At 50.7% G+C, this 25,443-nt stretch carries 28 protein-coding genes, 1 tRNA gene, 1 pseudogene and 1 riboswitch; of the genes and pseudogenes, 10 read left to right on the top strand and 20 right to left on the bottom strand.

The features are described from left to right. Positions 1-158 (bottom strand): annotated as a pseudogene (locus AMM03_RS14195) (LysR family transcriptional regulator); the annotation flags it as partial. A gap of 134 nt (positions 159-292) precedes the next feature. Further along, entirely contained in the window at positions 293-607 is a 315-nt protein-coding gene (locus AMM03_RS12495; RefSeq protein WP_090132083.1) for a transposase, read from the bottom strand. A 55-nt stretch (positions 608-662) separates the two neighbouring features. Here AMM03_RS12495 and AMM03_RS12490 point away from each other — a divergent pair, with 55 nt between their 5' ends. Both AMM03_RS12490 and AMM03_RS12480 read left to right on the top strand, forming a co-directional pair. After that, positions 663-1,103 (top strand): DUF6641 family protein, encoded by a 441-nt coding sequence (locus tag AMM03_RS12490; protein WP_090132081.1) that lies wholly within the window; start codon positions 663-665, stop codon positions 1,101-1,103. A gap of 315 nt (positions 1,104-1,418) precedes the next feature. Then, entirely contained in the window at positions 1,419-1,997 is a 579-nt protein-coding gene (locus AMM03_RS12480; protein ID WP_090132078.1) for a hypothetical protein, read from the top strand. 105 nt (positions 1,998-2,102) lie between these two features. On the opposite strand, the gene AMM03_RS12475 is transcribed toward AMM03_RS12480, so the two are convergent. Then, complete coding sequence (locus AMM03_RS12475) at positions 2,103-3,050, bottom strand: hypothetical protein (RefSeq protein WP_090132076.1); 948 nt, start codon at positions 3,048-3,050, stop codon at positions 2,103-2,105. Positions 3,051-3,186: 136 nt separating this feature from the next. Between AMM03_RS12475 and AMM03_RS12470 the strand changes: the two genes are divergently transcribed. The 4 genes from AMM03_RS12470 to AMM03_RS12455 all read left to right on the top strand — a co-directional run bounded on the left by AMM03_RS12470 (position 3,187) and on the right by AMM03_RS12455 (position 5,794). Next, positions 3,187-4,209, top strand: a complete 1,023-nt coding sequence (locus AMM03_RS12470; protein ID WP_090132075.1) for a hypothetical protein — start codon at positions 3,187-3,189, stop codon at positions 4,207-4,209. Positions 4,210-4,301: 92 nt separating this feature from the next. Then, positions 4,302-4,790, top strand: coding sequence for a hypothetical protein (locus AMM03_RS12465; protein WP_090132073.1), 489 nt, complete (start codon positions 4,302-4,304; stop codon positions 4,788-4,790). A 12-nt stretch (positions 4,791-4,802) separates the two neighbouring features. Next, positions 4,803-5,294 carry a hypothetical protein gene (locus tag AMM03_RS12460; RefSeq protein ID WP_194942884.1) on the top strand — a complete coding sequence of 164 codons (492 nt, stop codon included), beginning with the start codon at positions 4,803-4,805 and terminating at the stop codon, positions 5,292-5,294. A gap of 11 nt (positions 5,295-5,305) precedes the next feature. Next, a complete protein-coding gene (locus tag AMM03_RS12455; RefSeq protein WP_194942883.1) occupies positions 5,306-5,794 on the top strand; it encodes a hypothetical protein in 489 nt (162 codons plus the stop codon). Here the strand turns inward: AMM03_RS12455 and AMM03_RS12450 are convergent. Continuing rightward, positions 5,784-5,963 (bottom strand): hypothetical protein, encoded by a 180-nt coding sequence (locus AMM03_RS12450; RefSeq protein WP_090132069.1) that lies wholly within the window; start codon positions 5,961-5,963, stop codon positions 5,784-5,786. The genes AMM03_RS12455 and AMM03_RS12450 overlap by 11 nt on opposite strands. Positions 5,964-6,026: 63 nt before the next feature. Between AMM03_RS12450 and AMM03_RS12445 the strand changes: the two genes are divergently transcribed. Beyond that, positions 6,027-7,252 (top strand): IS3 family transposase gene (locus AMM03_RS12445; protein ID WP_369793708.1). Its coding sequence is split into 2 segments (ribosomal slippage): positions 6,027-6,372 and positions 6,372-7,252, totalling 1,227 coding nucleotides; the frame shifts between segments, so codons are not numbered across the junction. Positions 7,253-7,279: 27 nt separating this feature from the next. Here the strand turns inward: AMM03_RS12445 and AMM03_RS12440 are convergent. The 13 genes from AMM03_RS12440 to AMM03_RS12380 all read right to left on the bottom strand — a co-directional run bounded on the left by AMM03_RS12440 (position 7,280) and on the right by AMM03_RS12380 (position 19,174). Beyond that, the gene (locus AMM03_RS12440; protein WP_090132065.1) at positions 7,280-7,594 is read right to left on the bottom strand and encodes a hypothetical protein; all 315 of its coding nucleotides are present in this window, start codon (positions 7,592-7,594) and stop codon (positions 7,280-7,282) included. 60 nt (positions 7,595-7,654) lie between these two features. Continuing rightward, the gene (locus AMM03_RS12435; RefSeq protein ID WP_090132064.1) at positions 7,655-9,040 is read right to left on the bottom strand and encodes a tyrosine-type recombinase/integrase; all 1,386 of its coding nucleotides are present in this window, start codon (positions 9,038-9,040) and stop codon (positions 7,655-7,657) included. 125 nt (positions 9,041-9,165) lie between these two features. Continuing rightward, a tRNA-Asn gene (locus tag AMM03_RS12430) sits at positions 9,166-9,241 on the bottom strand. Between the two features lie 180 nt (positions 9,242-9,421). Then, the gene (locus AMM03_RS12425) at positions 9,422-9,922 is read right to left on the bottom strand and encodes a GNAT family N-acetyltransferase (RefSeq protein WP_090132063.1); all 501 of its coding nucleotides are present in this window, start codon (positions 9,920-9,922) and stop codon (positions 9,422-9,424) included. Continuing rightward, the gene (locus tag AMM03_RS12420) at positions 9,919-10,182 is read right to left on the bottom strand and encodes a VF530 family protein (RefSeq protein ID WP_090132127.1); all 264 of its coding nucleotides are present in this window, start codon (positions 10,180-10,182) and stop codon (positions 9,919-9,921) included. The genes AMM03_RS12425 and AMM03_RS12420 overlap by 4 nt, the downstream gene beginning before the upstream one ends. Before the next feature lie 19 nt (positions 10,183-10,201). Beyond that, the gene (locus AMM03_RS12415) at positions 10,202-12,316 is read right to left on the bottom strand and encodes a TonB-dependent siderophore receptor (RefSeq protein WP_090132062.1); all 2,115 of its coding nucleotides are present in this window, start codon (positions 12,314-12,316) and stop codon (positions 10,202-10,204) included. A 71-nt stretch (positions 12,317-12,387) separates the two neighbouring features. After that, positions 12,388-12,488, bottom strand: a riboswitch (TPP riboswitch). Between the two features lie 34 nt (positions 12,489-12,522). After that, the gene (locus AMM03_RS12410) at positions 12,523-13,590 is read right to left on the bottom strand and encodes an NAD(P)/FAD-dependent oxidoreductase (RefSeq protein WP_090132061.1); all 1,068 of its coding nucleotides are present in this window, start codon (positions 13,588-13,590) and stop codon (positions 12,523-12,525) included. Further along, entirely contained in the window at positions 13,548-13,877 is a 330-nt protein-coding gene (gene fdxA, locus AMM03_RS12405; protein ID WP_090132059.1) for a ferredoxin FdxA, read from the bottom strand. Before fdxA ends, AMM03_RS12410 begins: the two co-directional genes overlap by 43 nt. Positions 13,878-13,965: 88 nt before the next feature. After that, positions 13,966-15,276, bottom strand: a complete 1,311-nt coding sequence (locus AMM03_RS12400) for a sulfate adenylyltransferase subunit 1 (protein WP_090132057.1) — start codon at positions 15,274-15,276, stop codon at positions 13,966-13,968. Further along, positions 15,276-16,220 carry a sulfate adenylyltransferase subunit CysD gene (gene cysD, locus AMM03_RS12395; RefSeq protein WP_090132055.1) on the bottom strand — a complete coding sequence of 315 codons (945 nt, stop codon included), beginning with the start codon at positions 16,218-16,220 and terminating at the stop codon, positions 15,276-15,278. Before cysD ends, AMM03_RS12400 begins: the two co-directional genes overlap by 1 nt. Positions 16,221-16,233: 13 nt before the next feature. Further along, positions 16,234-16,995: a phosphoadenylyl-sulfate reductase gene (locus tag AMM03_RS12390; protein WP_090132054.1), complete on the bottom strand. Its 762-nt coding sequence runs from the start codon at positions 16,993-16,995 to the stop codon at positions 16,234-16,236. Then, a complete protein-coding gene (locus AMM03_RS12385; protein ID WP_090132052.1) occupies positions 16,992-17,372 on the bottom strand; it encodes a DUF934 domain-containing protein in 381 nt (126 codons plus the stop codon). Before AMM03_RS12385 ends, AMM03_RS12390 begins: the two co-directional genes overlap by 4 nt. A 26-nt stretch (positions 17,373-17,398) precedes the next feature. Further along, the gene (locus AMM03_RS12380; RefSeq protein WP_090132050.1) at positions 17,399-19,174 is read right to left on the bottom strand and encodes a nitrite/sulfite reductase; all 1,776 of its coding nucleotides are present in this window, start codon (positions 19,172-19,174) and stop codon (positions 17,399-17,401) included. Positions 19,175-19,379: 205 nt separating this feature from the next. Here AMM03_RS12380 and AMM03_RS12375 point away from each other — a divergent pair, with 205 nt between their 5' ends. Continuing rightward, positions 19,380-20,582 (top strand): ABC transporter substrate-binding protein, encoded by a 1,203-nt coding sequence (locus AMM03_RS12375; protein WP_090132049.1) that lies wholly within the window; start codon positions 19,380-19,382, stop codon positions 20,580-20,582. Between the two features lie 23 nt (positions 20,583-20,605). Here AMM03_RS12375 and mnmC read toward each other — a convergent pair whose 3' ends face one another. Continuing rightward, entirely contained in the window at positions 20,606-22,351 is a 1,746-nt protein-coding gene (gene mnmC / locus AMM03_RS12370) for an FAD-dependent 5-carboxymethylaminomethyl-2-thiouridine(34) oxidoreductase MnmC1 (RefSeq protein ID WP_090132047.1), read from the bottom strand. Then, positions 22,329-22,604, bottom strand: coding sequence for an oxidative damage protection protein (locus tag AMM03_RS12365; protein ID WP_090132045.1), 276 nt, complete (start codon positions 22,602-22,604; stop codon positions 22,329-22,331). Before AMM03_RS12365 ends, mnmC begins: the two co-directional genes overlap by 23 nt. A gap of 117 nt (positions 22,605-22,721) precedes the next feature. On the opposite strand from AMM03_RS12365, the gene AMM03_RS12360 reads away from it, so the two are divergent. Beyond that, positions 22,722-23,498 carry a ferredoxin--NADP reductase gene (locus tag AMM03_RS12360; protein WP_090132043.1) on the top strand — a complete coding sequence of 259 codons (777 nt, stop codon included), beginning with the start codon at positions 22,722-22,724 and terminating at the stop codon, positions 23,496-23,498. 50 nt (positions 23,499-23,548) lie between these two features. Then, positions 23,549-24,067, top strand: a complete 519-nt coding sequence (locus AMM03_RS12355) for a disulfide bond formation protein B (protein WP_090132126.1) — start codon at positions 23,549-23,551, stop codon at positions 24,065-24,067. A gap of 16 nt (positions 24,068-24,083) precedes the next feature. Here AMM03_RS12355 and argA read toward each other — a convergent pair whose 3' ends face one another. Next, positions 24,084-25,433: an amino-acid N-acetyltransferase gene (gene argA / locus AMM03_RS12350; protein WP_090132124.1), complete on the bottom strand. Its 1,350-nt coding sequence runs from the start codon at positions 25,431-25,433 to the stop codon at positions 24,084-24,086. Between the last annotated feature and the right edge of the window lie 10 nt (positions 25,434-25,443).

Below are 25,443 nucleotides of genomic sequence, written 5' to 3'. Positions count from 1 at the left end.
CCGTCGGAACAGTCCAAGGGCCCGTGGGGTCGAATGTGAAAAACCTCAGGCGATTCAGAATCTTCTGGATTTTGGGCTTTGAAGGCCCAGCCGCGAGTTTGGGAGGCGTCGCTAGACAGCGTCAAACAGCTGTGCTGCATCAAATCAGAGGGGTGTTTGAACTGGACCGACAGTTTGACGCTTTTCATCAATGACTCGGAGCGCCCCTCAATGACCACTTCATTGTCATGACTCTCTTGTGCAAAGTACTTATTGAACACGGGGTCACGCACCAAATGAATGATGTGCTGCATCAGGTCTCGCTTGGTATCAAAGCCCAAATGCTGCGCGGCTGTTTGGCAAAGTACGCGGCGGCCTTTTTTAGAATGTCGCGCTCCTCTGTAGTGCGCCTGAGTTCAGCCTTTAAGCGGTTGAGCTCCGCTTGCATAGACTTCATGTCATCAATGGCAACTGGTTCATTGGCGGCCTTGAACTTCTTGACCCAGGTGTACAGAAGGCCGTCCCCAAGGCCTAGTCGCTTGGCTACATCGATGACAGAGTGGCCCCTGTCGATAACTTGGCGAACTGCCTCTTCTTTGAACTCAGCTGTGTATTTGGCTCTTTGCATTTACATTTCTCCCATTCAGATTTTGACAATAATATTTGTCTACTGAATTGGGGGAATGCCAAGCCCACAGCATGCAAGGCGTCAAAAACTCAGTACCAAGTTGGCTGAGCAAATCCAGTTAGCCAAGGCGCAGCAGTCTGGCACTGAGTTTTCGCCAGTCAGACTTCGCACAGTCAAGGACGAAGCAACTGGAATGAACCGCAAGGTTGAAGTTCCTAAGAAGTTAAAGCCTTGGTGGTGGACAGATGACAAGGGCAAGCTGTGCATCACCGTTCGCTACGGTGCACGCACACTGGAAATAGTCGAAGGCAAGAATGCCATCGAAACTGACAGCATCGCCGATGTCATCACCTCGCTGCAAGTCATTCGCACTGCCGTTGATTCAGGGGAATTGGACAAACGTATTGATGCAGTGATGGGCCAGGTAAAAGCAGGATTTGCCAAAGACTCTGCGGCTAGTAGTCGCCCAACATTGAAGTTGCCAGCCAAGTCTTAGTCCAATGCGAGTTCAGAGCCAGCAGGTGAATAGCTTGCTGGTTTTCTTTTGGCTAAACGGCCTTGATTGGTCTTATGGGTTTGACAGTAGCTGTCTTGGGCTTGGTTGGCATACGCAGCTTTTGTAGGGCTTGCTGTGCACGTTGTGCCTTTTGTCTTTCACGTTCAGTTTTTAACGCATCACTTGCGCGTTTGCTGGTGACGCGTAGTTGATCGAGTCTCAATTGCTCTGGCGTTTTTGGTTTCTGAAGTTCGAATATTCGCATGCATTTATTTATGGCAACGGATAAATAAATGTAGGAAAAGGAGACCAAAGATGAGATTTATGGAAATTGCAAATCCCGAAGACCAACTAGCACTATGGAAGTTGATTTCGGACAAGATGTGGGGAGCATTTGCTCAGCAATTGCCTCAAACTACCACGGCACCAATGCAGTCATCATCTGTGGGTCTGGGTAGAGCTGCGCAACCCACCAAGCCCATGGCAAAGCATTTACCAAAGGCCCAAGCGAAAACTGCGCATAAATCTCAGCCCAAGGCAAAAGGTAAAGTAGCCAAACCCAAACGCGCACCCATGGCCCCAGCGCCTAAACAACTACCCAAGCCCAACCCCCAGCAACTATCTCCCAGCCAGGCCGCAAAACAGCAGACCCAGCAGCAGCAACAATTGGCCCAACACCTGCATAAAGAGATCAACAAATCCAACCCCCAGCAAAGAATCTACCCCCAGCCACCAACCTCCATCCAAAAACCTGTGACCCCCATCGAACCTATGACCAATGGGTATGACGAAAGAGACAAGGACGAGTTGGTAATGCACTCACGTACCCAGCACCCATTCAAAACAATAAGTCAGATAAAAAGTGCGTTATCGGGTCAAAAGCGCGGTTTTTAGGCAGAAAACATAGTGCTTTTTTGAACCGTAATCGCGGTCACGACAGGCATAGCGCAAATGGTTCTAGTTACCCTGATAGTCAAGCTAGCAAGATTTACAAAAGGCTCAGCCGGCGTGGCTCACGCTTCTCATGTCACTCAATAAGTCCAAGCACCTCGGCTGCTTGAGACCATCAAAGCTGGTGTCACTGACCAGATGCTCAGGCAACATGAATGAATGCTCTGATTCAAACCAACTGGATTTTTGCCATTGCCCACAAGAGATTGCAGTTCTCAGATCATCTTCCTGATTGGGTGTCCATCTGGCTTGCGTGGGCACATCTGAACAACTTGGAAATCGACCAATCTCAACATTGGCGATCAGCTTGGCCGCCATCGAAGTCGCTTGGCTTGATTTAGTTCGCATGGCTTTTTGCTTTGATTTCGTTCTGATAATGGAGTCACCAGCTTTGGGGTGATGCTGTGGGCATAGCTCCAAAAATTTACTCACCTGATAGGTACCCCAATGATTGATCTGATCTGAAGCGGTACTGTGATCAATGCAGACATTGAGCGCATTCGTCAGGTAAGCAGGCTTGATACTCTTATATGCTTTTTTGTTACCTGACTTGATGATTTGGTACTTGGCATCTTGATCGAAATGCGAACCACGTAGCCTTGCTGTGGTGAAGAGTTTGAAAATTGCCTCACTGATGGTTTTAGGATCTAGGTGTAATGGGATCGCAAGGCAAACCATTCCGGGCATTGGGATTTTTAGATCAGTTTTTAGCAGTAGCTCAAGACCCGCAGTTAGGGCTTTGACCAGTTCCATTTCAATTTGTGGCGAGTCAAATAACTTGGTACCTTTTTTGACCCACCATTCTGGAAACGATTTGTATTGGTAGAGATCCCCAAAGTCTTCCCAAATCCTGATCAAACGTTCATCAAGGCACTTTCCATTTTGCTGGCAAATCCACCAAAAATCTTTACTACTGCGAAGTAATGCCACCCACCAAAAATGAAGACTAGATGCCAGTAAATCGTTGCTGCGCAGGGCATGGTTAGGCGTGTCCAAATTGATCTCCCAGCTAGTTATGGGCTTATCAATATAAAAAATGATACAGATTCTGTCTAGGGTGAATCTGTATCACGCAACCCATTTAGCCTTGGTTCCAGAAGCGATTGGCTGCATAACCCTAAAGGAAATAGCCATGCAATTAACCAATGGAGCCATCAAAGTTGGGGTGCAACCGCCCCCAATGAATCCTACCGCCGTAGAGGAATACGAGGGCGTTGACCTGAATACTTTTGATCTAAGCGCTTTTGCCAAACCTGCGAAGGTTCGCACTGCCAGCGCGGCAGGCACGGATGTCTTGAGTAACAACCCTGAGGTTCAAAAATTCCTCACTGAAGGAGCTGAGCTGTTCAAGCTCGGTGAACGCTATGAAGTGGAAATCGTCCAGCGTGGCCACAACGCGCTGTATGAACTCCTGGCTTCGATCTATGACTTTTCCATGCGCATTGAAAACAGTAGTTTCAAGGAAAAGATCTTGACTGAAATCCGCAAGGATTTAAAAGATAACCACAGCATCACGATCAAGTCCAATACACCTGCCATCAATACGATGGTCAAGTACATGGTTCGCTCAGATAAGGTTACAGCGAGCCGTTATTTGAAAGTTTTGACTGTGGCGCAAAAAGAAAATCTTGTAGCCGCCGATCTGCCCGCATACATCGCTCGCCGCGGTGGTGTGAGCCAGATTCAGGACGTTGAATCTGCGGCTCTAGCCAAAGGCACTGGAGATAAGAACAACAAGGAAAGAACGTCGCTGATTCGCGAGTATTACGAGTTAGTCGGCAAGGCATCCAAAATGGACTTTGATTTTGATGGCGATGTTTGCGTTTACGCTGAAGAAAAAGAAGGCAAAACGGAAGAATCATCTTTTTGCGTGTTCGTTGCCGTGCATGTGGGTGGCAGCAAGTTCAAGATGGTCTCTGCTAATGAGCTTGGAAAAGCTTACGAAGACAACCTGGTCAAGTTCATTGGCAAAACGCTGCCAAATGATCTGACAGTGCTGGAGCACGGTGTTCGTAATCTCAAAAAGCAGATCTCCATGGACAAATCTCAGCCTGAAAGCCTGCGCAAGGAAATGCAGGTTCAATTGGCAATTCCGCTCAAACACAAGCAAGTAGAAGTCATTGATATGGACACCAGTGACGACGCACCTCTTTAAAACCCAGCCTTGATCTGGTCAGGGCGCAGAGTAACGGCTGGGCCTTGGCTGATCATTTATTCATAGGAATACCGATCAAACAGGAGAAAAAAATGACGAAATACTTGGTTTTTAAGAATCAACCAGACAGTGAGCAAACTAATGTGCCAGGCAGCAGAGAGGAGATGGCAAGTGAAATAGCCAATGTCGTTTCGCAAGATCGCATGCTACCCAATTACTACATTGCTTTTCCAATTGAAAATCCAAAAGTTTCTTTCGAGTCACTGAAGGAATTAGCCAAGTTCTCAGTAGAGATTACTGATGAGACTGCCGAACTTTGGGTCAATGAAATTCAGGCGATGGTTGAAAAAGCTTACATGGTAGATGACGCTATTGGTGAGGCGTCCGGTGGTATTTACCAAGCAATGATTGCGTACAACAATGCGATTGAAGCCAGCAGTAATTTCAAAGATTTGACCAGTTTGAGCATAAAAGCTCTAGATCGTGCGTTTGAATACTTTGAGGTGGAATCTGCCTACGAAGTTTCAACCAAGGTGGAGGAAATTTATTCAGTCGAATCCTTTGAACACCATCACGTTTGAAAGGAAATGACCATGTCCAAATACCTAGTTATTCCACGCCGTGCTGATTCACCTATGACTCATGCAGGTGGCAGCACTGAGGAGACGGTTTGTGAGATCGCTAAAAATTTGCTGCATTACCCGGGCCCTTCTGAATATTTGATGGCAATACCGGCAGATACAAAGGTCGCCACATTTGCTGTTCTTAAAGATGATGCCCTGTGCTCAATCGAAGTCACACAGTCAACACTTGAGACTTGGCGCAAGGATGTGACAAATATCCAAGACGCTATCAATTCGTTTCAGTCAGCTAGAGATCATGCTGAAAACGTCCTGGACCAAGCCTTGGGTGATTTGGACGAGGCCTATGAAAACAGCATCGGATTTAAAGGTTACACACCAAGTGATGACATCAGTGTGTATGGTGCGCTAGAACAGATGGGCTCTAACGATCTTGAATACACATTTCAACGCGCCTTGCATGAGATGTATAAATTTCAAGTGATTAGACGTCATACGGCTTGAAGGTGAGCAACATGGAACAGGCACAACTTTTCAAACGTTTGTTCGACATGAGCTTGGATGAGATCGCATCTTTCATTGATTACGATGAAACGATTGAAGCATCCCTGTACAAGTTGGACATGGCAACTCGCACAAGGCACATCATTGAAGCTGTTCAACTAGAGGACATGTGGCAGTCACTTGATGAGGAAAGTCAAACTTTCGATATCTACATATCCATGCGACTGTCGCCCATGACGCTGGCATCTTGCTTTCACTTGAACCACGATATGAATGGATTGGAGTGGCGATTTGTATTTCCGCGCTATGACGATCTACCTAGTAACTCTCGACCTAAGTGCTTTGGGGAGTACTTGGCATTGAACAAAAGTGTGCAGATTATGGATATCGAAAACTACGATATAGACATAGCGTGTGAATTTTTGGACAAGGCCTACGACTTCTCACACCACAAGAACAAGCCCATCATTCCTAGGCAGCAGGGTGGCGTTAACCAGTAAGCGCAATAAATGTCAGTTGCTTCTCGAGTTCAATGCAGGCCATTTGTGCAGCCATGGGATTTCGGCCTGCATTGATCTCCAATTTAAAAGTCTCGCCTGCAGTGGTGATGTGGACCTTCACGATACCGGCTTTGCTTTTAAATTGGTAGGAGACATCTGCCCGGGGCATGAGTTAGCCCCCTGAATGACAGTCCCATCGGTATTCCTTAAACTAACAACTAGGAATAAGACTATGGATATGACTATGTCATCAATAAGACCTAACCGGGTGGAAGTGGTCACCAGTGTTCAGCGCCGCAGGCGCTGGACTCCTGAGCAAAAGCTTGAAATCGTCAAACAAACCAATGAACCAGGAAGTTCTGTTTCTTTGGTTGCCCGCCAACATGGCTTGACTGCAGCACAGTTGTTTCAGTGGCGCAAAGCTTATTTGGAAGGTTCTTTGGTCGCAGTCGGTGCCAATGAAACCGTTGTCCCAGCTTCTGAACTTCAAGAGGCCATGAGACGCATTAAACAACTTGAAGGTGCGCTTGGCCGCAAGACTTTGGAGAACGAGATTCTCAAGGAGGCTGTGGACTTTGCCAAAGCAAAAAAGTGGATTGTGCGCTCGACTGTATTGCCCGGGGACGAGCAGTAAGGGCGGTGTGCATGGCACTGGGCGTATCCCGCAGCAATGTGTTGACCAAGAAGACCCGCTCAACTGATTGGTCTGATTTGAGAAAGTCACCACCAAGAACTGATGACTCAGACCTCAAGGATGCCATTGCCTGCGTGGTTAAAGATCGAGCCACCTATGGCTATCGAAGAGTCTGGGCCAGGCTGAAGATCGATGGTCGCCAGATTAACCATAAGCGGGTTTACCGAGTAATGCGCGATGAGGGCTGGCTGCTGTTTAGGCAAGGTCAGAAACCCCTGGACACAAGAAAGCACGAAGGCACAGTGGCGGTAAAAGAAAGCGATACACGCTGGTGCTCTGACGGGTTAGAACTATCGTGCGACAACGGAGAACGAGTTAGGGTGGCATTCGCATTGGACTGCTGCGATAGAGAAGTCATGAGTTGGGTTGCCACTACCAAAGGTATTGATGCCGGACTAGTTGGCGATTTGATGATGCAGGCTGTGGAGAAACGTTTTGGATCAAACGGTAAGCCGCCCAAAACGATTGAGTGGCTGACGGACAACGGCAGTTGCTACACAGCAGCAGAAACAAGAAGCTTTGCCAAAGAACTTGGCTTAAAGCCAGTGACAACACCTGTGACAAGCCCTCAAAGTAACGGCATGGCCGAGAGCTTTGTGAAGACACTGAAACGGGACTACGCCAAGTTGGCTAACCGGCCAGATTCAAAAACAGTAATGGCCCAACTGAAAGGTTGGTTCGATGACTACAATTCGTATCACCCGCACAGTGCACTTGGATACTTGCCACCAACGCTGTTCAGGGAGAAACGATCGGTAACTTAAACATACCGGCGGTACTGGAATACAGGGTCAAGGCCAGGGCAGATGTTCACGTTCATTAACAATCAAACTAACCTTTTGTTTGCCGATGTCTTGCAGGCGTTGGTTTAATTCCCAAGCGCCAGCAACTCGGCCTTTGTAGTCGGCCATGGCTTCCTTGACCACGGTCATGGTGCCGGCAGGCCCCACTTTGGCAATGATGGCGAGTTCGCCACTCAAGTCTTCTTTCCTTACAAGCCTAACCCTGATCCGCTCGTAGTAATCGACCGCAATCAAAGCCGCCTTCATCTTGGTGATGGCTTCTTCTGCGTAGCGTTCGAAGTACTGGGTTAAAAGTTCAGACATGGTGGGCTTTGATTATTCAGTCGTGAGGGTAGGTCTTGGTTGGTAATTCATTTCAGGGGATCAGGTGGACTTCTTGCGTTGAGCTTTGAGGCGATTCTCAAAGTCATCTGTCAGTTCAGAGTTCTGTGCGATGAGTGGCATGACAAGACCTGTACTCATCTGCACCAAGTTCATGATGTTGTTATTGGCCATCTGTGCTGTCATGATGGCTCGGATCTGTGCGGCTTCGCCACTGGTGGCATTGGGATCTATAACACCAGCAAACTGCTTGGCTTTCATGAGCGGCGTCAAGTGGCTGTAGTGCTTGGTGATCATCAAGACGGATGTGCCCATTTGCTCAGCCAAGTCGTGAATGGGGATGCCTTCAAGCAGTCGCTGGGTGGCGTAGTAGTGGCGCAAGCTGTACAGGCTGCGTTCCTTGCCCGTAACAGGGCAGTTGAGCAGTTCTGAGTCCTCAAGCCACTGACGGAAAGGTTTGTTCCAGTTGTCGGGCACAGAGCCATCCGAAAGTCGGAATAGCAGCTTGGGGATCTTTTTCTTTAAAACTTCCTCAAGCGTCATGCCCGCTAAGTCCGGACTGAGCTGACGTAGGCGCTCTAGCAGCAGCCAACAGCTGTTGTGAGCTACAAAGTTACGTGCGCCACGTTTGCCGCGCTGTAGGCGGAAATGCAGGACAGGCTGCCCGTCGCGAACTTCCACATCAATGTGCCGCCATTCCAAGTATTCCGCTTCAGTGCCTGGGCGCATGCCTGTAGCGGCCATGAAGGGAACATAGATAGCAAGTAGCTCACGGATGATTTTTGTGCGAGCAGTGCGGCCATCCAAGATGAACTTGGCTGCGTACTTCATCATGACTTCCAGCTCTTCATGGCTGAATTCAGCACGGCGGTCGCTCTCAACACCAGTGTTCTTGGTAAGAGGGCGCTCATACGCAGTCATATAGCCACGCTCGATGGCTTCATCAAAAATTAGGTTCAGCGCGGCGTTGTGATTGTTCTGGGCGCTACCTGAGAGCTCGCGTCCAACCTTTTCGCGCCTCCAGACATGAAATTCTGAGATTGTTGATGGCTTGATGCCATCCACGTTGTACAGGCCGTAGAAGGGGATTAGGTAAAGCTTGATGGCAGAAACATAGTCCCTAAAGCTTGGTTTGGCAGTTCCGGCTGCAATTTCAGCCTCCATACGGCGCAAAACAATTTCGGCAACTGGCTTGAATTTCTTGCTGATGACAGGGCGACCTTCCTCATGGTCAAAGGTCGCCTTCATCCACATGCGCTCAGCTATGCGGCTTGCTTCTTTAACGTCAGCAGTGTCTGAGCTACGACGGAACCACGTTTTGACGCCTTCCAGCTTGTAATGGACTTGCCATTTCTTGCTGTCGTCGCGTCGCACAAGCCGTATCTGTTCAGGCTTGACTACGATGGATTCAGTAGACACTATGCGCATGCCAGCAGTTTAATGTCACTTTTAATCAAAAGCAAGCAGTGGCAGCTTAATTATTCGTGTAATAACCGTGTAATTAAAGTATAAAATAAAAACAACGAGGTAAGTCGTTGTTTTTATTAGTCTTTTGGCTCCTCGACCTGGGCTCGAACCAGGGACCTACGGATTAACAGTCCGGCGCTCTACCGACTGAGCTATCGAGGAATATTCGGTTGTTAGCAAAAAGTACACACACATTCAGAGTCTTTAGGACTTAGAGCAACTGCGCTTTTTGCTTAGCCTCGAATTGTAGCAAAAAATATTGGGGGTTTTCAAGAGTCTGCAGATTTTTAGCACAGGGACGAAAAAAAGAGCCAAGCTCATGGGGTGGCCTAACTTTTTCATTCAGGACCGCTTAGGGGCGCGACAAAACCGCTGTTCCAGAATTTCTGTACCCCATTGATTCCCTAAGTTCTCCTCAGCTAACTTGAAGCCTTTAGATTCATACAAATGCCGTGCAGCGTGAAGTCCATTAAACGTCCACAACTGGGTTTCTTCAAAACCCTTGGCATCGACAAATTGAAGGGCTTGGGTCAGCAATTGACCACCCACACCTCTGCCTCTAACCCTGTCGTCCATGATGAACCAACGTAGGTGTGCCGTGTTGTTCCCTAAATCTTCGCCATCAATAACAATAGACCCCACTATTTGTTGCTCTTGTATAGCCAGCCAAATCCCATTGTTAGGGTGATGAAGTCGATCACAAAATGAAGCCAATCCACCCGCAACGACCGACTCAAAGTGTTGTCCAAAACCTGCAAAGGGCGCGTAGTACGCCATGTGCATGTGGGTGATACACCCAATGAGGCCAGCGCGATAATCGGATGCAATTTGTATTTCACTCATGCCGATCGGTTCTCATAGCGCTTTTTTTCACGCAGCATGAACAAATAAAGACCTTCGACTTTTTCTCGAGCCCATGGGGTTTTGCGCAAAAACTTCAAACTTGAATTAACGCTGGGGTCATGGGTGAAGCAACGTACAGGGATTCGCTCACCAAGTTCTGTCCAGCCGTAATAAGTTTCAAGCTCACGAACGATGGCCTCCAAGGTGAGGCCATGCAGAGGATTTCTAGGTTGCTCGTTCGTTGCAGAAGAATCTTTCATGACCTCATTTTCGCTCAAATTAGAAAAGCGTTCTAACCGTGATGCGCAAGTTTCGTGGTGCGCCAGCGTACAGGTAGTAGTGGCCAAACTGCTTGGGCGATTCTCTCCAATACGCGCGGTTGTTGGCGTTCTCTAAAGCCAAAGTCCAGTCGGTGTCTTGACCCGCTAGCTTGGTGCTGTAGTGCGCAGCCAAATCAAGGGTTGTCCATGCGGGCAAAGTCATGCTGCCGCTTTCCATTAAATCGCGCTGACCTTCGTGGCTGATGCGCGCCGAGGTCCGCAAACTAGGTACCTGTGTCCAACGGTACTCCGTTGCCGCACGCACCACCAGTGAAGGCACATTCAAAGGACGTTGACCATTTTGATTCGGATCAATGACCGCATCGGCACGTTTTGCATTGAGCCATGTGGCCGAAGTGTCCAGTTTCCATTGTGTGCTGCGATAGCCCATGCCCAATTCCAGGCCAATGTGATGGGCTAAGCCATCCAGTTTGCGGGTGCATGAGTTGTCTTCTTCGCAAGCACCTTGATCGCCCCACACTGGGCGGGTGATGTCGAACACTGCGGCATTCCATTGCCATGCACTTTGGGCGCCTTTGAAGCCCAATTCTTTTTGGTTGCTCTTGGCAGAAGGCAATGCTTCACCCGCGTTGGTGTAGCGACTGCGGTTGGGGGTAACTTGCGCTTCTATGCCCTGACCAAAGCTAACGTAGCCTGTGGTGCTGTAAGGCAACTTGTGGCTGAACGCAACCCAAGGGGTGGTGAAAGAACGATCGTCGTGTGTAGCGCGGCTGCCGTCGGTCCGTTGGCTATCGCGCTGAATTTGACTTGACCGAATACCGAGCCACAAGTCTGCAAAGCGATTTACTTTGATGCGATCTTTGACACTGATCTCGGTTGAGTACTCTTGGCGGTTGGTATTGAGTTCAAGGGGTTCTGGCGCTGCAGTGCTGTCACTGACGCCAGAGAGACTGCCAGTGCCTGCCCAGTTGTATGCCTGCATGGGCGAGAGCTCGTCAATTTGACGTTGTCTTAACCAAGAAAAAGTAAGCTCATGTTGAATGCCTGCCAACTGAACTTGGCCAGTTAGCTCGGTTTGCAAAGCATCGCTAGTGCGGCGTTCGTTCTCGCTGCGGTAGTCGTACAGGTCGAATGTTTTGTCGCTGCAAAAGCGGTCGAAATTAAGTTCTGCATAACAGCCGTACGCGAAGCTGAGCCGGTCGTCAGTCTTCAAGCGCTGTGCGCCAATTTGGGTGGTCCACAGCCAGTTGTTATCTAAGCGTTGCTTCAACCGAACGCTGCCGGTGATGCCATCAAACACACCAGGAACTGACCAGCTTTGTTTAGAAAAATTGTTCTTAGCATAGACCGGTGAGGGGAGTGTATTGCCAGTGATGCTGGCAGCGTTCACGCCCATTTGTTGACGGCTGCTACTTTCAACTTCCCACTCCAAGCGCGTGTTGGCGTTGATGCGCCAGTCCATGGCCAATGCCAACAGTTGACGCTGACCTTTTGCGTTTTGAAAGTAGGGATTGAGATCTTCATAGGCCGCGTTGAATCGATAACCTACCGCGTTGGTCTCACCATAGCGTCCACCTAGATCGAGTGCCACCGAGCTGTTGTTGCCATTGCCATAACTGAGTGTCAAGCTTCGTACGCTAGCTTCTAAGGAGTTGGGTGGACGCTTAACAACATAGTTGGCCAAGCCGCCAGGTGCACTGGTGCCAGCTTGAATGCCGCTCGTACCTTTGAAGAGTTCAATGCGCTCTTTGTTGTCCATGGCAATCATGGTTTCAGCGTTGATGGGCAAGCCTTCTCGGCGATAGTTGTAGCGGTTGTCCAGCACAAAACCGCGCACACTCAGAATGTCCCAGTAGGCAGGGGAGTTGTAGCTGTCGGTGACAGACGAATCCAAGCGCAAGGCGTCTGAAATTCTTTGTGCTCCCAAATCACGCAGCGTGGCGCTGTCTACATTGGTCGCACTGAAAGGCGCTTCTCGCAGACTCAGATTTTCAAAGCCACTGATTTGTTGTGCAGCGGGACTCGTCACCAAAACAGTATTGTTTTGGGCAATTGCGGAAGCACTGGCAAGCAGCAGTGCGTGACAAGTTAGTTTTGGCAAATGGTGTGCCATTGCGTTTTCCTTCAACGAAATGGCAGGTCGGCTGGGTCATTCAACGAATGATGGCAATTGAGTCTTTGCCTCGTTGTTTAGACAAGCTTCCCTGCGCGAGGATTACCTCAATCAGGTTCAAAGGGACTTTCTCAGTCTTGGTTGAATCACCAAAACACCCCTAGCGGATGTGACTGCAAACAAGATCTGCAATCACGGGTTGGATTCTACGACACGCCCAAGAGTTTGTGCAGGTGTGTGGAGGTTGTGGTGTATTGAAGCAGGGTTTTTTGGTCTGGACGCAACAGCGCTGATGCGCCAAAGGCCGCCAAAGTGGCTTCGTGAAAGCCGCACAAAATGAGCTTCTTTTTGCCGGGGTAGGTGTTGATATCGCCCACCGCGAAGATGCCTTTTGCTTCTGTGGCATAGGTCTCGGTGTTCACAGGCAACTGTTTCCGTTCCATAGCCAAGCCCCAATCGCTAATAGGGCCCAATTTTGGTGAAACGCCTAGGCACAAGAGCATGGCATCGGCGGATAAAACTTCTGTCTCACCTTGTGCGTTCAGTATTTCAAGCCCGCTGAGTTGACCATCGGCTTGAACCAAACCCGTAGGTTGTCCGGCCACAAACCGCATGCGCTTGCTTGCGCAGGCTTGACGCATGTCTTCAATGGCTTGGGGTTCAGCTTGAAATTGGTCGCGTCTGTGAACCAAGGTAACGCTGGCGGCAGCATTGGCGCCTTGACGCCATAGTGCACAGGCTTCTAATGCCGCATCACTGTCGCCAAGAACAATTAAGTGTTTGCCTTGAAATGAACTCGAGTTGGGAGCGCCATTAAAAATAGACTTGCCTAGCAGTTCATCGAAACCAGCCAAGCTGAGGCCGCGTTTAACGAAAGCACCAACACCCGCCGCAATGAACACAGTAGCAGCTTTGAACACGGTGCCTTGGTTGGTTTGCACGTGCCACTGGCCATCGTCAGTGGCCTTGAGTTCACTGACCAATTCTTCAAGATGAAATTGAGGTGCAAAAGGTTTGACTTGCTGTTGCAATTGGTCAATCAGTTGTTGACCCGTGCAATACGGAAGACCCGGAATGTCGTAAATGGGTTTGTTGGCGTACAGCTCGACGCACTGGCCGCCCACTTGCGGCAAGGCATCCACTACGTGGCAGCGGATGTCTTGAAGCCCTAGCTGAAACGCTTGAAACAGGCCCACCGGACCTGCCCCAATGATCAAGGCTTCGGTTTGAATCAACGCTGCAACTCTTTGAGCTTGCCAGTTTTGTCTTTCCAGTCATCGGCATCGGCCATGGGCGCTTTGCGCTTGGTGATACTTTTCCAAGTGGGCAACAGGGCCAGCTCGGCGTTAAGCTTGGTCATGTGTGCTTGGTCGGCTGGCAGGTCTTCTTCTGCATAGATGGCATTGACGGGGCATTCTGGAATGCACACGGCGCAATCGATGCACTCGTCAGGGTCAATGGTCAAAAAGTTGGGGCCTTCGCGGAAGCAATCGACTGGGCAGACATCCACGCAGTCGGTGTATTTGCAGCGGATACAGGATTCAGAAACAACGTGGGTCATGACAGTTTGAAGTGGCTAGGACGTTAATGGACGCCATGCATATGGCGTCCGAAAGTGGGCATTTTAAGGCAGTAAAGGGGGAGTTGTCTCAATTCACCAACACTGCGCCTGAGGTCTTATGGCTGGCCGTGTCGACCAAAATGAGGGCGCCCAAGATGCGCGATTGCTCAAAAGGCAAGGTCAACAGGGGCTCTTGAAAGGCCAAAGTGACATGGCCAACGGCGTTGGCGGGCAATTCTGTGGCTTCTTCTTCGGCCAAGGTGTTGATGTTCAGGCGGTGCACCACTCGTTGCACTTTGGCCTTCACCCAACGGTGACCGTGCAAAGCCCAGTAAAGGCGGCCCGCCACCAAGGGTTCGTCGTCCATCCAGGCCACGGTAGCGTCCATTTGACGTTGGCCTTCAAGACCTGCATCGGCGGCCACCACCCAATCGCCCCGAGACACATCGACTTCGCGGTCGAGGACCAAGCCAGCGCTTTGCCCAGTGACTTGAGATTTGTCCTGGCGAGTGGCCGACAGCACCTGCGCCACGGTAGCGGTTTGGCCACTTGGGAAAACTTTGACGCTCTGGCCAACACTCAAAGTACCAGTGGCCACACGACCCCAGAATACGCGGCGGCCTTGGTGCGTCACGTTGGAGTCGTGAAATTTTTCAACCCATTGCACCGGAAAGCTCATGGCCACATCGGCTTCAGCAGGGGTGTTGGGCAATGTTTCCAAAATTTGTAATAAGTTGGGCCCGGTGTAACCACACCAGTTGGCATGGCTGTCCACCACATTCCAGCCCTTGAGCGCAGACACGGGCACCCAGGCTTTGACGTTGATGCCGGCTTCGGTGGCAAATTTGGCCAAGGCGCCTTGAATGTTTTGATAGGCCACAGTAGCGTCTGCAACAGCATCTAGCTTGTTGATGGCAAACACCACAGAGGGCACGCGCAGCAATTTCAAAAGCAGGCTGTGACGGCGGGTTTGAGGCAACAGGCTGAGCTGCGCATCTTGCCAATCGAGCTTGGTGGCATCGACCAACACCACGGCTGCATCGGCACTGGATGCGGCTGTCACCATGTTGCGGGTGTATTGTTCATGACCGGGCGCATCGCCAATGATGAACTTGCGCGTTTCGGTACTGAAGTAACGGTACGCCACATCGATGGTGATGCCTTGTTCGCGTTCAGCCGACAAGCCATCTGTGAGCAAGGCCAAATCAGTTTCACCTTGGCGTTGAACACCAGCCAAGTGATCTTGCAATACCGCTTTGGTGTCCACCAGCAAGCGACCAATGAGCGTGCTCTTGCCGTCGTCTACCGAGCCGCAAGTGATGAATTTCAAAGCGTTGGCATTGGGCGCGAAAAGGGGGGCTGCATTGATGGCAGCGTCTAAGTTAGCAATCGTGGTCATTAGAAATATCCGTCTTTTTTGCGTTTTTCCATGGAGGCATCTGAGGTCTTGTCGTCCATGCGCGTGGCGCCGCGTTCGCTCACTTCGGCGGCCAATGTTTCAATCACAATTTCTTCGGGGGTGGCGGCCGTACTTTCTACGGGGCAAGTGCAGGTGATGTCGCCTACGGTGCGGAATCGCACGTCGCGCACTTCAACTTGCTCGCCATCTTTGGGCGGTGTGAGTTCTGTGACAGGCACCAGCAAACCACGGCGGTCAACCACTTCGCGTTTGTGGGTGTAGTAGATCGATGGCAACGCAATGTTTTCGCGGGCAATGTATTGCCACACATCGAGCTCGGTCCAGTTGGAAATGGGGAACACGCGGAAGTGTTCGCCGGGTTGCAATTTGGTGTTGAACAAAGACCACAATTCGGGGCGCTGCGATTTGGGCTGCCATTGGCCAAAGCTGTCACGGTGGCTAAAGATACGTTCTTTGGCGCGGGCTTTTTCTTCGTCGCGACGTGCGCCGCCAATGAGGGCGTCAAACTTGAATTCTTCAATGGCTTCGAGCAAGGTGACCGACTGGTGCACGTTGCGAGATTCACCTGGGTGCGCCAAGCGCACAGTGCCACGCTTCATGGAGTCTTCTACACTGCGCACAATTAATTCAGCACCCAACTCGTTGGCGCGGAAATCTCGGAAGTCAGTTACTTCTTTGAAATTGTGACCCGTGTCGATCATCAGCAAGGGGTAGGGAATGCGGCCTCCCTTTTGTTTGTCGACAAAAGCTTTTTCGGCACATTTGAGCATCACCAATGAATCTTTGCCGCCAGAGAACAGTAAAGTGGGGCGTTCAAAAGCGGCAGCCACTTCGCGCAGGATGAAGATGGTTTCTTCTTCCAGGGCATCGAGGTGGGCGTTGCTAAGGTGATGCAACAGTTCGGGTTCAGTGCGTGCGTTCATAATTTTCTCTGACTTATTTCTTGGCGTGCAAACCGCACTCTTTGGCGGCTTCGTCTTCCCACCACCAGCGGCCTGCGCGAAATTCTTCACCCAAGCTGATGGCACGGGTGCAGGGTGCGCAGCCGATGCTGGGGAAAAACTGATCGTGCAGGGGGTTGTAATCCACTTGGTGGATTGAGATGTAGTGCCACACATCGCCCCAAGTCCAATTGGCCAAGGGGTTAAGTTTGATCTGGCCTTTGGTGGCTTCGTCGGCACGGTCTATCAAGGGCACTTCAGCGCGGTTGGTGGATTGCTCACGGCGCAAACCTGTGACCCAGGCGCGTTGGCCTTTAAGCGCTTCGGCCAAGGGCTCTAGCTTGCGAACTTGGCAACAAGCTTTGCGAAGTTCAAGGCTTTCGTACATGGCGTCTTGGCCATGTTTTTTGACAAACGAAATGACTTTTTCGGTGGACGGCCGATAGACCTTCACAGGGGCAACTGAATGCGCTTGCGTGCGTTCTAGCAAGGCCAAAGTTTCGCGATGCAAGGCACCCGTTTCCAACACAAACACGGGGATGTTCAATGCGTTGTGATTGATCAGATGCGTGATGACCACATCTTCGGCGCCTAAGCTAGAGGCTTGTGTGACGGGGCTGAATTCGTCAGCTGCTTGCTTGAGCAAAGCCACTGTTTCGGCCACCTTGTCCGCAAAGTTAACGCTGGGATTGGCATGCAAAGCAATGGCGCTGGGCAAGTTGCCTTGAACGCCAAGGCTCAATGACGACACGCTCATGCGGTGGCCTTTGCAAATAAGGGTTGCGTGTCGACAGCCGAGCCTTGGTAGAAAGCGGGGAAGCGATCGAACTGACGCTGCGCAGCGCTGGCATCTAAGCCTTCACGCAATACAGCCACATCAAAGCCTGTGCGCGCCATGGACACCAGCTGGTCGATGAGCACATCGCCTGTAGCGCGAATTTCACCTTTAAAACCTAAGCGGCGACGCAGCAAGAAGGCTTGGCTGTAGGCACGTCCATCAGTAAATTTAGGAAAGTGCAAGTCGATGCGCTTCACGCCGTCGAGTGATGCGTCGCGAGGATCGGCGTCGTTGGCAAGGCTGATCACACCACTGTCAGTGCTGGGCGTGTGATCGTTGAAGGACAAAATTTTCATGGGTAGCAATCGGGAACGAATGGATATCAAGCGAGCTCGGGCTCGGGGTGACGTGCGCCGTTGGCGGCCGCCTTGAAAGCATCTTGGCCCACACGACGCAGTGTCTCAATGAAATATTCAGCACGGCCGTTGCCAGCAGGTGCTCTTAATTCAAGGTACTTATTGATCACCGCTTCAATCACTTCAGGCACTTCGGCCGCAGAGAAAGAGGGACCTACCACCTTGCCCGCGCCAGCAGCGCCAGACAAGGCTGAACCATCGGAGCCGCCCAAGGTCACTTGGTACCATTCTTTGCCGTCTTTATCGACGCCCAAGATGCCAATGTGGCCACTGTGATGGTGACCGCATGAGTTGATGCAACCGCTGATGTGCAGGTCGATCGGACCTAAGTCATCCAACTCATCCAAGTCTTGGTAACGCTCAGAAATAGCCGCGGCCACAGGAATGGCGCGTGCATTGGCCAAGGCGCAATAGTCACCGCCAGGGCAGGCAATCATGTCATTCAGTAAACCAATGTTGGGACTGGCCAAGCCCAAGGCCTTGGCTTCTTGCCAAAGGTCAAACAGCTGGGTTTCGGGTACCCAAGGCAGCACCAAGTTTTGTGAGTGTGTCACGCGGGCTTCGCCGCGAGAATACTTTTCGACCAATTGCGCGGAGGCCGCCAATTGTTCTGCGGTGGCATCACCGGGTGCCAAGCCCAATCGCTTGAAGGACAAAGTGACGGCGCGCAGCGCAGGATTTTTGTGCGCCACAACGTTTTGATGCACCCAGCGTTGGAATGCTGGGTCTTGAGTGTTGCTGTTGGCAGATGCTGAAATGCTGGCAGGCGCTTTGGGTTCTACAAAGCATGCGGCCACGCGGTCGAACTCAGCTTGCGTGATGGTATGCGGGCCACCATCTTTGTTAACCACGTCATCAAACTCTGCTTCCACTTCGTCAATGTAACGTTGGCCTTCGGCCTTGACCAAAATTTTGATACGGGCTTTGTACAAATTGTCGCGACGACCCCAACGGTTGTACACACGCACAACAGCTTCGAGGTAATTCATGATCTGTTGCCAAGGCAAGAACTCGCGAACCAAGGTGCCAATGATGGGCGTGCGGCCCATGCCACCGCCCACCCAGACTTTGAAGCCTACTTCGCCTGCAGCATTTTTAACAAGCTGCAAACCGACATCGTGCCAGCCAATGGCCGCACGGTCTTCGGTTGCGCCAGTAATGGCAATCTTGAATTTGCGGGGCAAAAATGCAAACTCAGGGTGCAAGGTGCTCCACTGACGCAAAATTTCTGCATAGGGGCGGGGGTCGACCACTTCGTCAACGGCCACACCGGCCAATTCATCGGTGGTGATGTTGCGAATGCAATTGCCACTGGTTTGAATGCCGTGCATGTCGACAGTGGCCAAGAGGTCCATCACATCGGCCGACTTGTCCAAAGGAATCCAGTTGAATTGGACGTTTTGGCGGGTTGTGAAATGGCCATAGCCCTTAATAAGGCGAGGGGACTTGCCGGGCAGCACATCTTGTTGGGCTTGCGCTTTGGCAAAGAGTTCGGCATCGGGTTGGTCGTATTCTTTGGCAATTTGAGCCAAGACGTTCAGTTGCTTGCTGGAGATTTCGCCATAGGGCACAGCTACGCGCAGCATTGGGGCGTAGCGTTGAACGTACCAGCCGTTTTGCAGGCGCAAAGGACGAAATTCGTCGTCTGCCAATTGCCCTTTTTGCCAGCGCTCAAGCTGATCTCGGTGTTGGGCAGCGCGCAATTTGACAAATTGGCGGTCGAATTCGGTGTATTGGTACATCTGAAATAGGATTAAAAGCTTCGGACGATGCCGATCAAGACGTGAACTTTATCGGCTCTTTATGACTAAACAAACTATTTATTCGTTTTACATATATGCTTATTGATCATAAGAGCTTTGGTGTTCCCTTTCTGGAAGATGGAATAAGTCTTGAAATGTTCGGTTTTTTGTGGGCTGATACAGTTTCACTTTTGAGGAGTACGCAATGAAGTCTTGGCTATTGAGTGGTTTGTGCCTGTTGGGCTTGCCGGGTTTGACGGTTCAGGCTCAAACGCCTATTCGGATTGGCGAGATCAACAGCTACTCTGCAATCCCTCAATTTACCCAACCCTACAAACAGGGGTGGCAACTTGCGGTCGAAGAAATCAATGCGGCGGGCGGTTTGTTGGGGCGCAAGGTGGAGGTCATTGCCCGCGACGATGCAGGCAAACCTGAAGATGCATTGCGTCATGCCATTGAACTGACCAGCCAAGAGAAAGTTGATGTGTTGGCCGGTGGTTTTCTGTCCAATGTGGGCTTGGCTTTGGCGGATCATGCTGCCAAAAACAAGCGCTTGTTTGTGGCCAGTGAGCCTTTGACCGATGCCATTGTTTGGGACAAAGGTAACCGGTACACGTTTCGCCTAAGGCCCAGCACTTACATGCAATCGGCCATGTTGGTGGAAGAGGCTGCCAAGTTGCCTGCCAAGCGTTGGGCCACTTTGGCGCCCAACTATGAATATGGCCAAAGTGCTGTGGCCAGTTTCAAAGAGCTTTTAAAAGCCAAGCGACCCGATGTTGAATTTGTGGGTGAACAGTGGCCTGCACTTGGAAAAATTGATGCAGGCAGCAGCCTCAGTGCGCTGATGCAAACCAAACCCGATGCCATCTTCAATGTGACCTTTGGTGCCGACTTGGCCAAGCTGGTTCGAGAAGGCAATCAACGCGGCATTTTTCCCAAAGTCCCCGTGGTTTCTTTGCTCTCCGGTGAACCCGAATACCTTGAGGTCTTGAAAGACGAAACACCCAAAGGTTGGATCGTGACAGGCTACCCTTGGGATCAAATTGACAGCAAAGAACATGCTTCTTTTGCCGCCAACTATTACAAGAAATTCAAAGAAAATCCCAAGGTGGGATCGGTGGTGGGCTATGCCACCATGCAAGCTATTTTTGCGGCCATTAAAAAGGCTGGCAGCACAGACAATGAGAAGCTGGTGTTGGCCATGCGCGGTCTTAAATTTCCCACGCCATTTGGCCCTGCAGAGTTCAGAGCCATCGATCAGCAGTCCACCATGGGTGCTTATGTGGGCAAGTTAGACCTGAGGGGCAATCAGGGCACCATGGCTCAGTGGCGCTATGCCGATGGCAAAAACTATCAACCCACTGATGCCTACGTGAAGGCGCGACGTCCTGCAGCTGCAATGCAGTAATTGGAGATTGAGCGTTTTAGTCATTAGCCAAACCGTGCGGCGGCCATGAGTTTGGCCAATGAGGCCGCCATGGGAAGAGGTTCGTGATTGAGCTGAGATGCCAAAAGCTCACCGCACAAGACTGACCAACTGATGCCCCTGGCGCCCATTCCTGTACACACCTGAAGGCCTTCAAAATCAAGGTGCTGAAAGGCCCCCACAGCGGGCAGTCGGTCGGGCAATGCGGCCCGTATGCCAGCCCACCCTTGGGTCTTTGAAACATCGACGTTTTCTAAAATTTCATCGTGCCAAGCTGGCATCAGCTCGGCCCATTGTTTCAAGTTGCTTTGCTGGTCTTCTTCTCGCACAGTAGTGTCAAAATCAAATCGCTGAAAACTGGAACCCACAATCCAATAGGGCCCCTCAGAGTTGATCTGCAAGGCTGGCAAGTTGCCAATAAAACTGCCATGACCATTGACCGGGACTCTTGGTAATTTGCTTCTTAAGTCTTGGTTCAAAGAGTGCATGGGACCGAAAGTCACTTGCCCTCTCAAAGGTGTGATGGGAATCTGCGGCCTAGGTTTTACTGAAGCTTGCTCAACTATTTGGATGCTGTTCAATAAGTCTTGACAAGCATGTGCGTTGGCAATGATCACGTGATCAGCTTGAGCCACGACTTGGTTGTTGTTGTTGTCTATCAGCTGCCAGCCTGAGGCTTGTCGAATCAGCTGTGAAACCTTGGTCTTAAATCGACATGAAATGTTAGGGTGGCTCAATTGCGCCTTGACCAAAGATTGTGTTTGAATCCAGCCAGCCAGAGGGTGCCAAAGGGCTAGCGTTTCTTTATTCAATCCAGCCATCTGTTGGTGAACTTGATTGGCCTCTGCACTCCACTCTAGGCCAGCTTCAGGCCACACAGGGGATGGGGGTAGCTCCCGTTTTCCGGAATAGCGATGCTCTACCAAATGAGATAAATCCCATTCTTCACCTCGCTTTAAAAGGGAGGCAGCGCGTTCAATCGTGGCTCTCACGCCATCACGAGTAATGCGAGACAACACGTTGTTGTCGGGTGAGACGTGTGTTGCAAAAATACCTGCTGGCAAACCAGATGCACCACCACCAGTTTGTGTGTGCTGATCAATCACCTCAACTTGCCAGCCCCGATGTGCCAAGCTGTAGGCAACGGCAGCGCCTGCCAAACCGGCACCAATGACGATGGCTTTGCGTTTCGATTCTGGGGCTTGAATATCGGAAGATCGCAGTGCAGCTTTGATAGGCCAATGAGGCTGATACGTCGCACTTGACCCAAGTGTGTCCAATTGAAAGCCAGAAGCTTTGAGTTGAGCCAGCGCATCATCGTTCATCGCTGACCAACGGATGCGGGTCCCAAGTTTGCTAAGCCGGGCAACGCTTCGAGGGTCAGTGTCCAAAAAGTTAGAAATTTGGATGCTGTCTGCTGCGATGTCAATTTCTTTGAAGTTGACTGCGAAGTGGCCCACACACAAATTCAGTTTGACTTGTGAATTGGCATAACAAATGCGATGAATGCCGGGCAGCAAACCAAAGCAATTTTGAGCGAGTTGGGGAACTAAGTTGTCCGGCGCTTGTTCGGTGAAGGCCGTATAAAAGAGTTGGCTAGGCGCCTGCGGGTCAGCTTGCCAAGCAAGAAGCGTCTCTAAGAAGGCTTGCCCATTGCCAAATTGAGTATCCAGAGCGTGCCATTGGGATGGTCGCTCTGGAACTTGTTGCCAGAGACTTGCGTGAAAGTTAGGCGGAAGTTGGGGGGACATAACCCTGCGCAGCGTCGGCACCTGAACCAAAGAAATGGTTTTCCATTTGACGTGCCAAGTACTGACGGGCTCTGGCGTCGGCCAGGTTCAAGCGGTTTTCATTGACCAGCATGGTTTGGTGCTTTAGCCAGGCGGCCCATGCCTCTTTGCTGACGTTTTCCCAGATGCGTTTGCCCAGGTCGCCAGGATAGGGCGGAAAGTCCAAACCTTCGGCTTCCGTTTCCAATTTGATGCATTTAACAGTACGCGCCATGGTGTTCCTTGATGTTGCTTAAGATTGCTTGTCTATACAGATATAAAATTATTGTATTTCCATTAGCTACAAATAAGCCTGAAAATGGCATGTTTTGTTTAAATTCCCCTAGGTTTTATGAGTGCATTTTTAGAAGAGAAGGTTCTCAGTGTTCATCACTGGACCGATCGTTTGTTCAGCTTTACCACCACCCGTGATCAGGCCCTGCGGTTTTCGAACGGTCACTTCACCATGATCGGTTTGCGTGGTGACAATGGCAAGCCTTTGTTGCGTGCCTACAGCATTGCCAGTGCTAATTACGAAGAGCATCTTGAGTTTTTGAGCATCAAGGTTCAAGACGGCCCACTCACCTCCAAGCTTCAACACATCCAAGTGGGCGACACCATTGTGGTGGGTCGCAAGCCCACGGGTACCTTGCTGATCGATTACCTTACACCCGCCAAACGTTTGTACCTCATTGGCACAGGCACCGGTTTAGCACCTTTCATGAGCATCATTCGCGATCCCGAAACCTATGAGCGATTTGAACAAGTGATTTTGTTGCACGGCGTGCGTGAAGTGAAAGAGTTGGCTTACCGCGACTACATCACCCAAGAATTGCCACAAAACGAATTTTTGGGTGAGATGGTCAGCAAGCAGTTGTTGTATTACCCCACCGTAACGCGCGAAGCCTTTGAGCACCAAGGCCGGGTAACTGATTTACTGGCTAACGGCAAAATTGCCTCAGACTTGGGTGTGCCTGCATTGAACCCAGCAGAAGACCGCGTCATGATTTGCGGCAGCCCCGAAATGCTGCGTGATCTGAAGGCGCTGTGCGAAGGCAAAGGCTTTGTTGAAGGCAATACCAGCACGCCTGGTCAGTTTGTCATTGAACGCGCTTTTGTTGAAAGCTAAGTTCAATTGATTCAAAGCATAGAAAGACGCGCATGACCGACATCCTTCCGATGCTTTTAAAGTGGCCCACCCGAGCTTGGCTTTTGATAGTGGCCGTTGCTTGCACCGCCATGATGGCTTTTGGCGTTTTGTACTTGCAATATTACTTGGGCACAGAACCTTGTCCCATGTGCATTGTTCAGCGCTACGCCATGATTGGCGTCATTGTGTGGTGTTTGCTCGGCCTTAGCGAAAAGTCGCCCGTGCGAACCCTCATCATGTCTTGGTTGGTCTTTTTGTCAGCGGGATTCGGTGCTTTTGTAGCAGCCCGTCAAACTTGGTTGCAGTGGTATCCACCCGAGGTGGTGACCTGTGGCCGAGACTTCTACGGCATGATTGAAAACTTCCCCTTGCAGCGCGCGGTGCCCATGATTTTTAAAGGGGGCGGCGATTGCTCAAAGATTGATTGGACCTTTTTGGGTGGGTCAATCGCCAATTGGTCTTTATTGGTTTTCAGCAGCATCGTCGTATTGATGCTGTATCTGAGATTGCGCGACGGTTTGTTCCGTGCGCAAGCTTCTGCCAACTAAGCCAAGCTCGTACTTCTCAGCTTAGTTTTTTGACCAGCACTTGGCTGCGTCTGTCCCAGTTGTATTTGCGTTTGCGGCCCTCAGGCAACCAATCGGCTTCAACCTGAACAAAGCCACGTTTGATAAACCAATGCATGGTGCGAGTGGTCAGCACAAAAATACTCTTGAGTCCCATGGCGCGAGCTCGTTGCTCGATGCGCTTGAGGACCTTCTCACCATCGCCTTGACCTTGCGACTGAGGTGAAACAGTCAATGCTGCCATTTCAGCTGTCTTTGCTTCCGTGTAGGGATACAAGGCTGCACAAGCAAAGATCAAACCGTCGTGTTCAATGACGGTGTAGTGGTCAATGTCACGTTCAATTTCTGTGCGATCGCGCTTGACCAAAGTGCCATCGTTTTCAAAAGGTTCGATGAGTTGCAAAATTCCGCCCACGTCATCGTGTGTGGCTTCGCGCAACTCTTCTAGTTTTTCGTCCACCACCATGGTGCCAATGCCATCGTGCACATAAATTTCTAACAGCAGAGCGCCATCCACCGCAAATGGCAAGATGTGACTGCGCTCCACGCCTTCTTTGCATGCCTTGACACAGTGCTGCAAATAAAACGCATGATCGGTGGGTTCAAGGGGCAGTGGCAAATCGATCAGCAACTTCTCTGCAGCGGCCAAAGGCAATTCAGTGTCAATGGGGTTGTCTTCCGATTCGGGTTCAAGTGGCTTCAATCGCAGGCCTGGAATTTCGGTCAGAAAAATCAATTTGTCGGCTTGCAGTTCAATGGCAACGCTGGTGGCCACTTCTTCCATGCTGAGGTTAAAGGCTTCACCGGTTGGCGAAAAACCAAAGGGCGACAGCAACACCATGGCGCCCATGTCCAAAGTTTGAGTAATGCCGGCCACATCGACCTTGCGGACCAAACCAGAGTGCTGAAAATCAACGCCATCCACAATGCCGACAGGCCTTGCGGTTAGAAAGTTACCACTGATGACGCGCACGGTTGAACCTGCCATGGGCGTGTTGGGCAGTCCTTGACTGAAAGCGGCTTCAATTTCATAGCGCAATTGGCCCGCAGCCTCTTGGGCGCAATCGAGTGCTACGCCGTCAGTAATTCGGATGCCGTGTGAATATTTGGGTTCGTGCCCTTTGGCTTTGAGTTGTTCGTTGACTTGGGGTCTAAATCCGTGGACCAACACAATTTTGACGCCCATGCTTTGAATGAGGGCCAAGTCTTGGGCCAAGTGCTGTAACTTGCCTGCTTCAATGGCTTCCCCAGCAATGCCAACCACAAAGGTTTTGCCCCGATGCATGTGAATGTAGGGTGCCACCGAGCGAAACCAAGGTACGAAGGTGAAGTTGAAGACAGTGGACATGAGCTTTGGG

It is taken from the genome of Limnohabitans sp. Rim11 (genome assembly GCF_001269365.1).
Taxonomy (GTDB): domain Bacteria; phylum Pseudomonadota; class Gammaproteobacteria; order Burkholderiales; family Burkholderiaceae_C; genus Limnohabitans_A.
The sequence above is the reverse complement of the archived record's forward strand: the minus strand, read 5'-3'. Positions and strand labels throughout refer to the sequence as shown.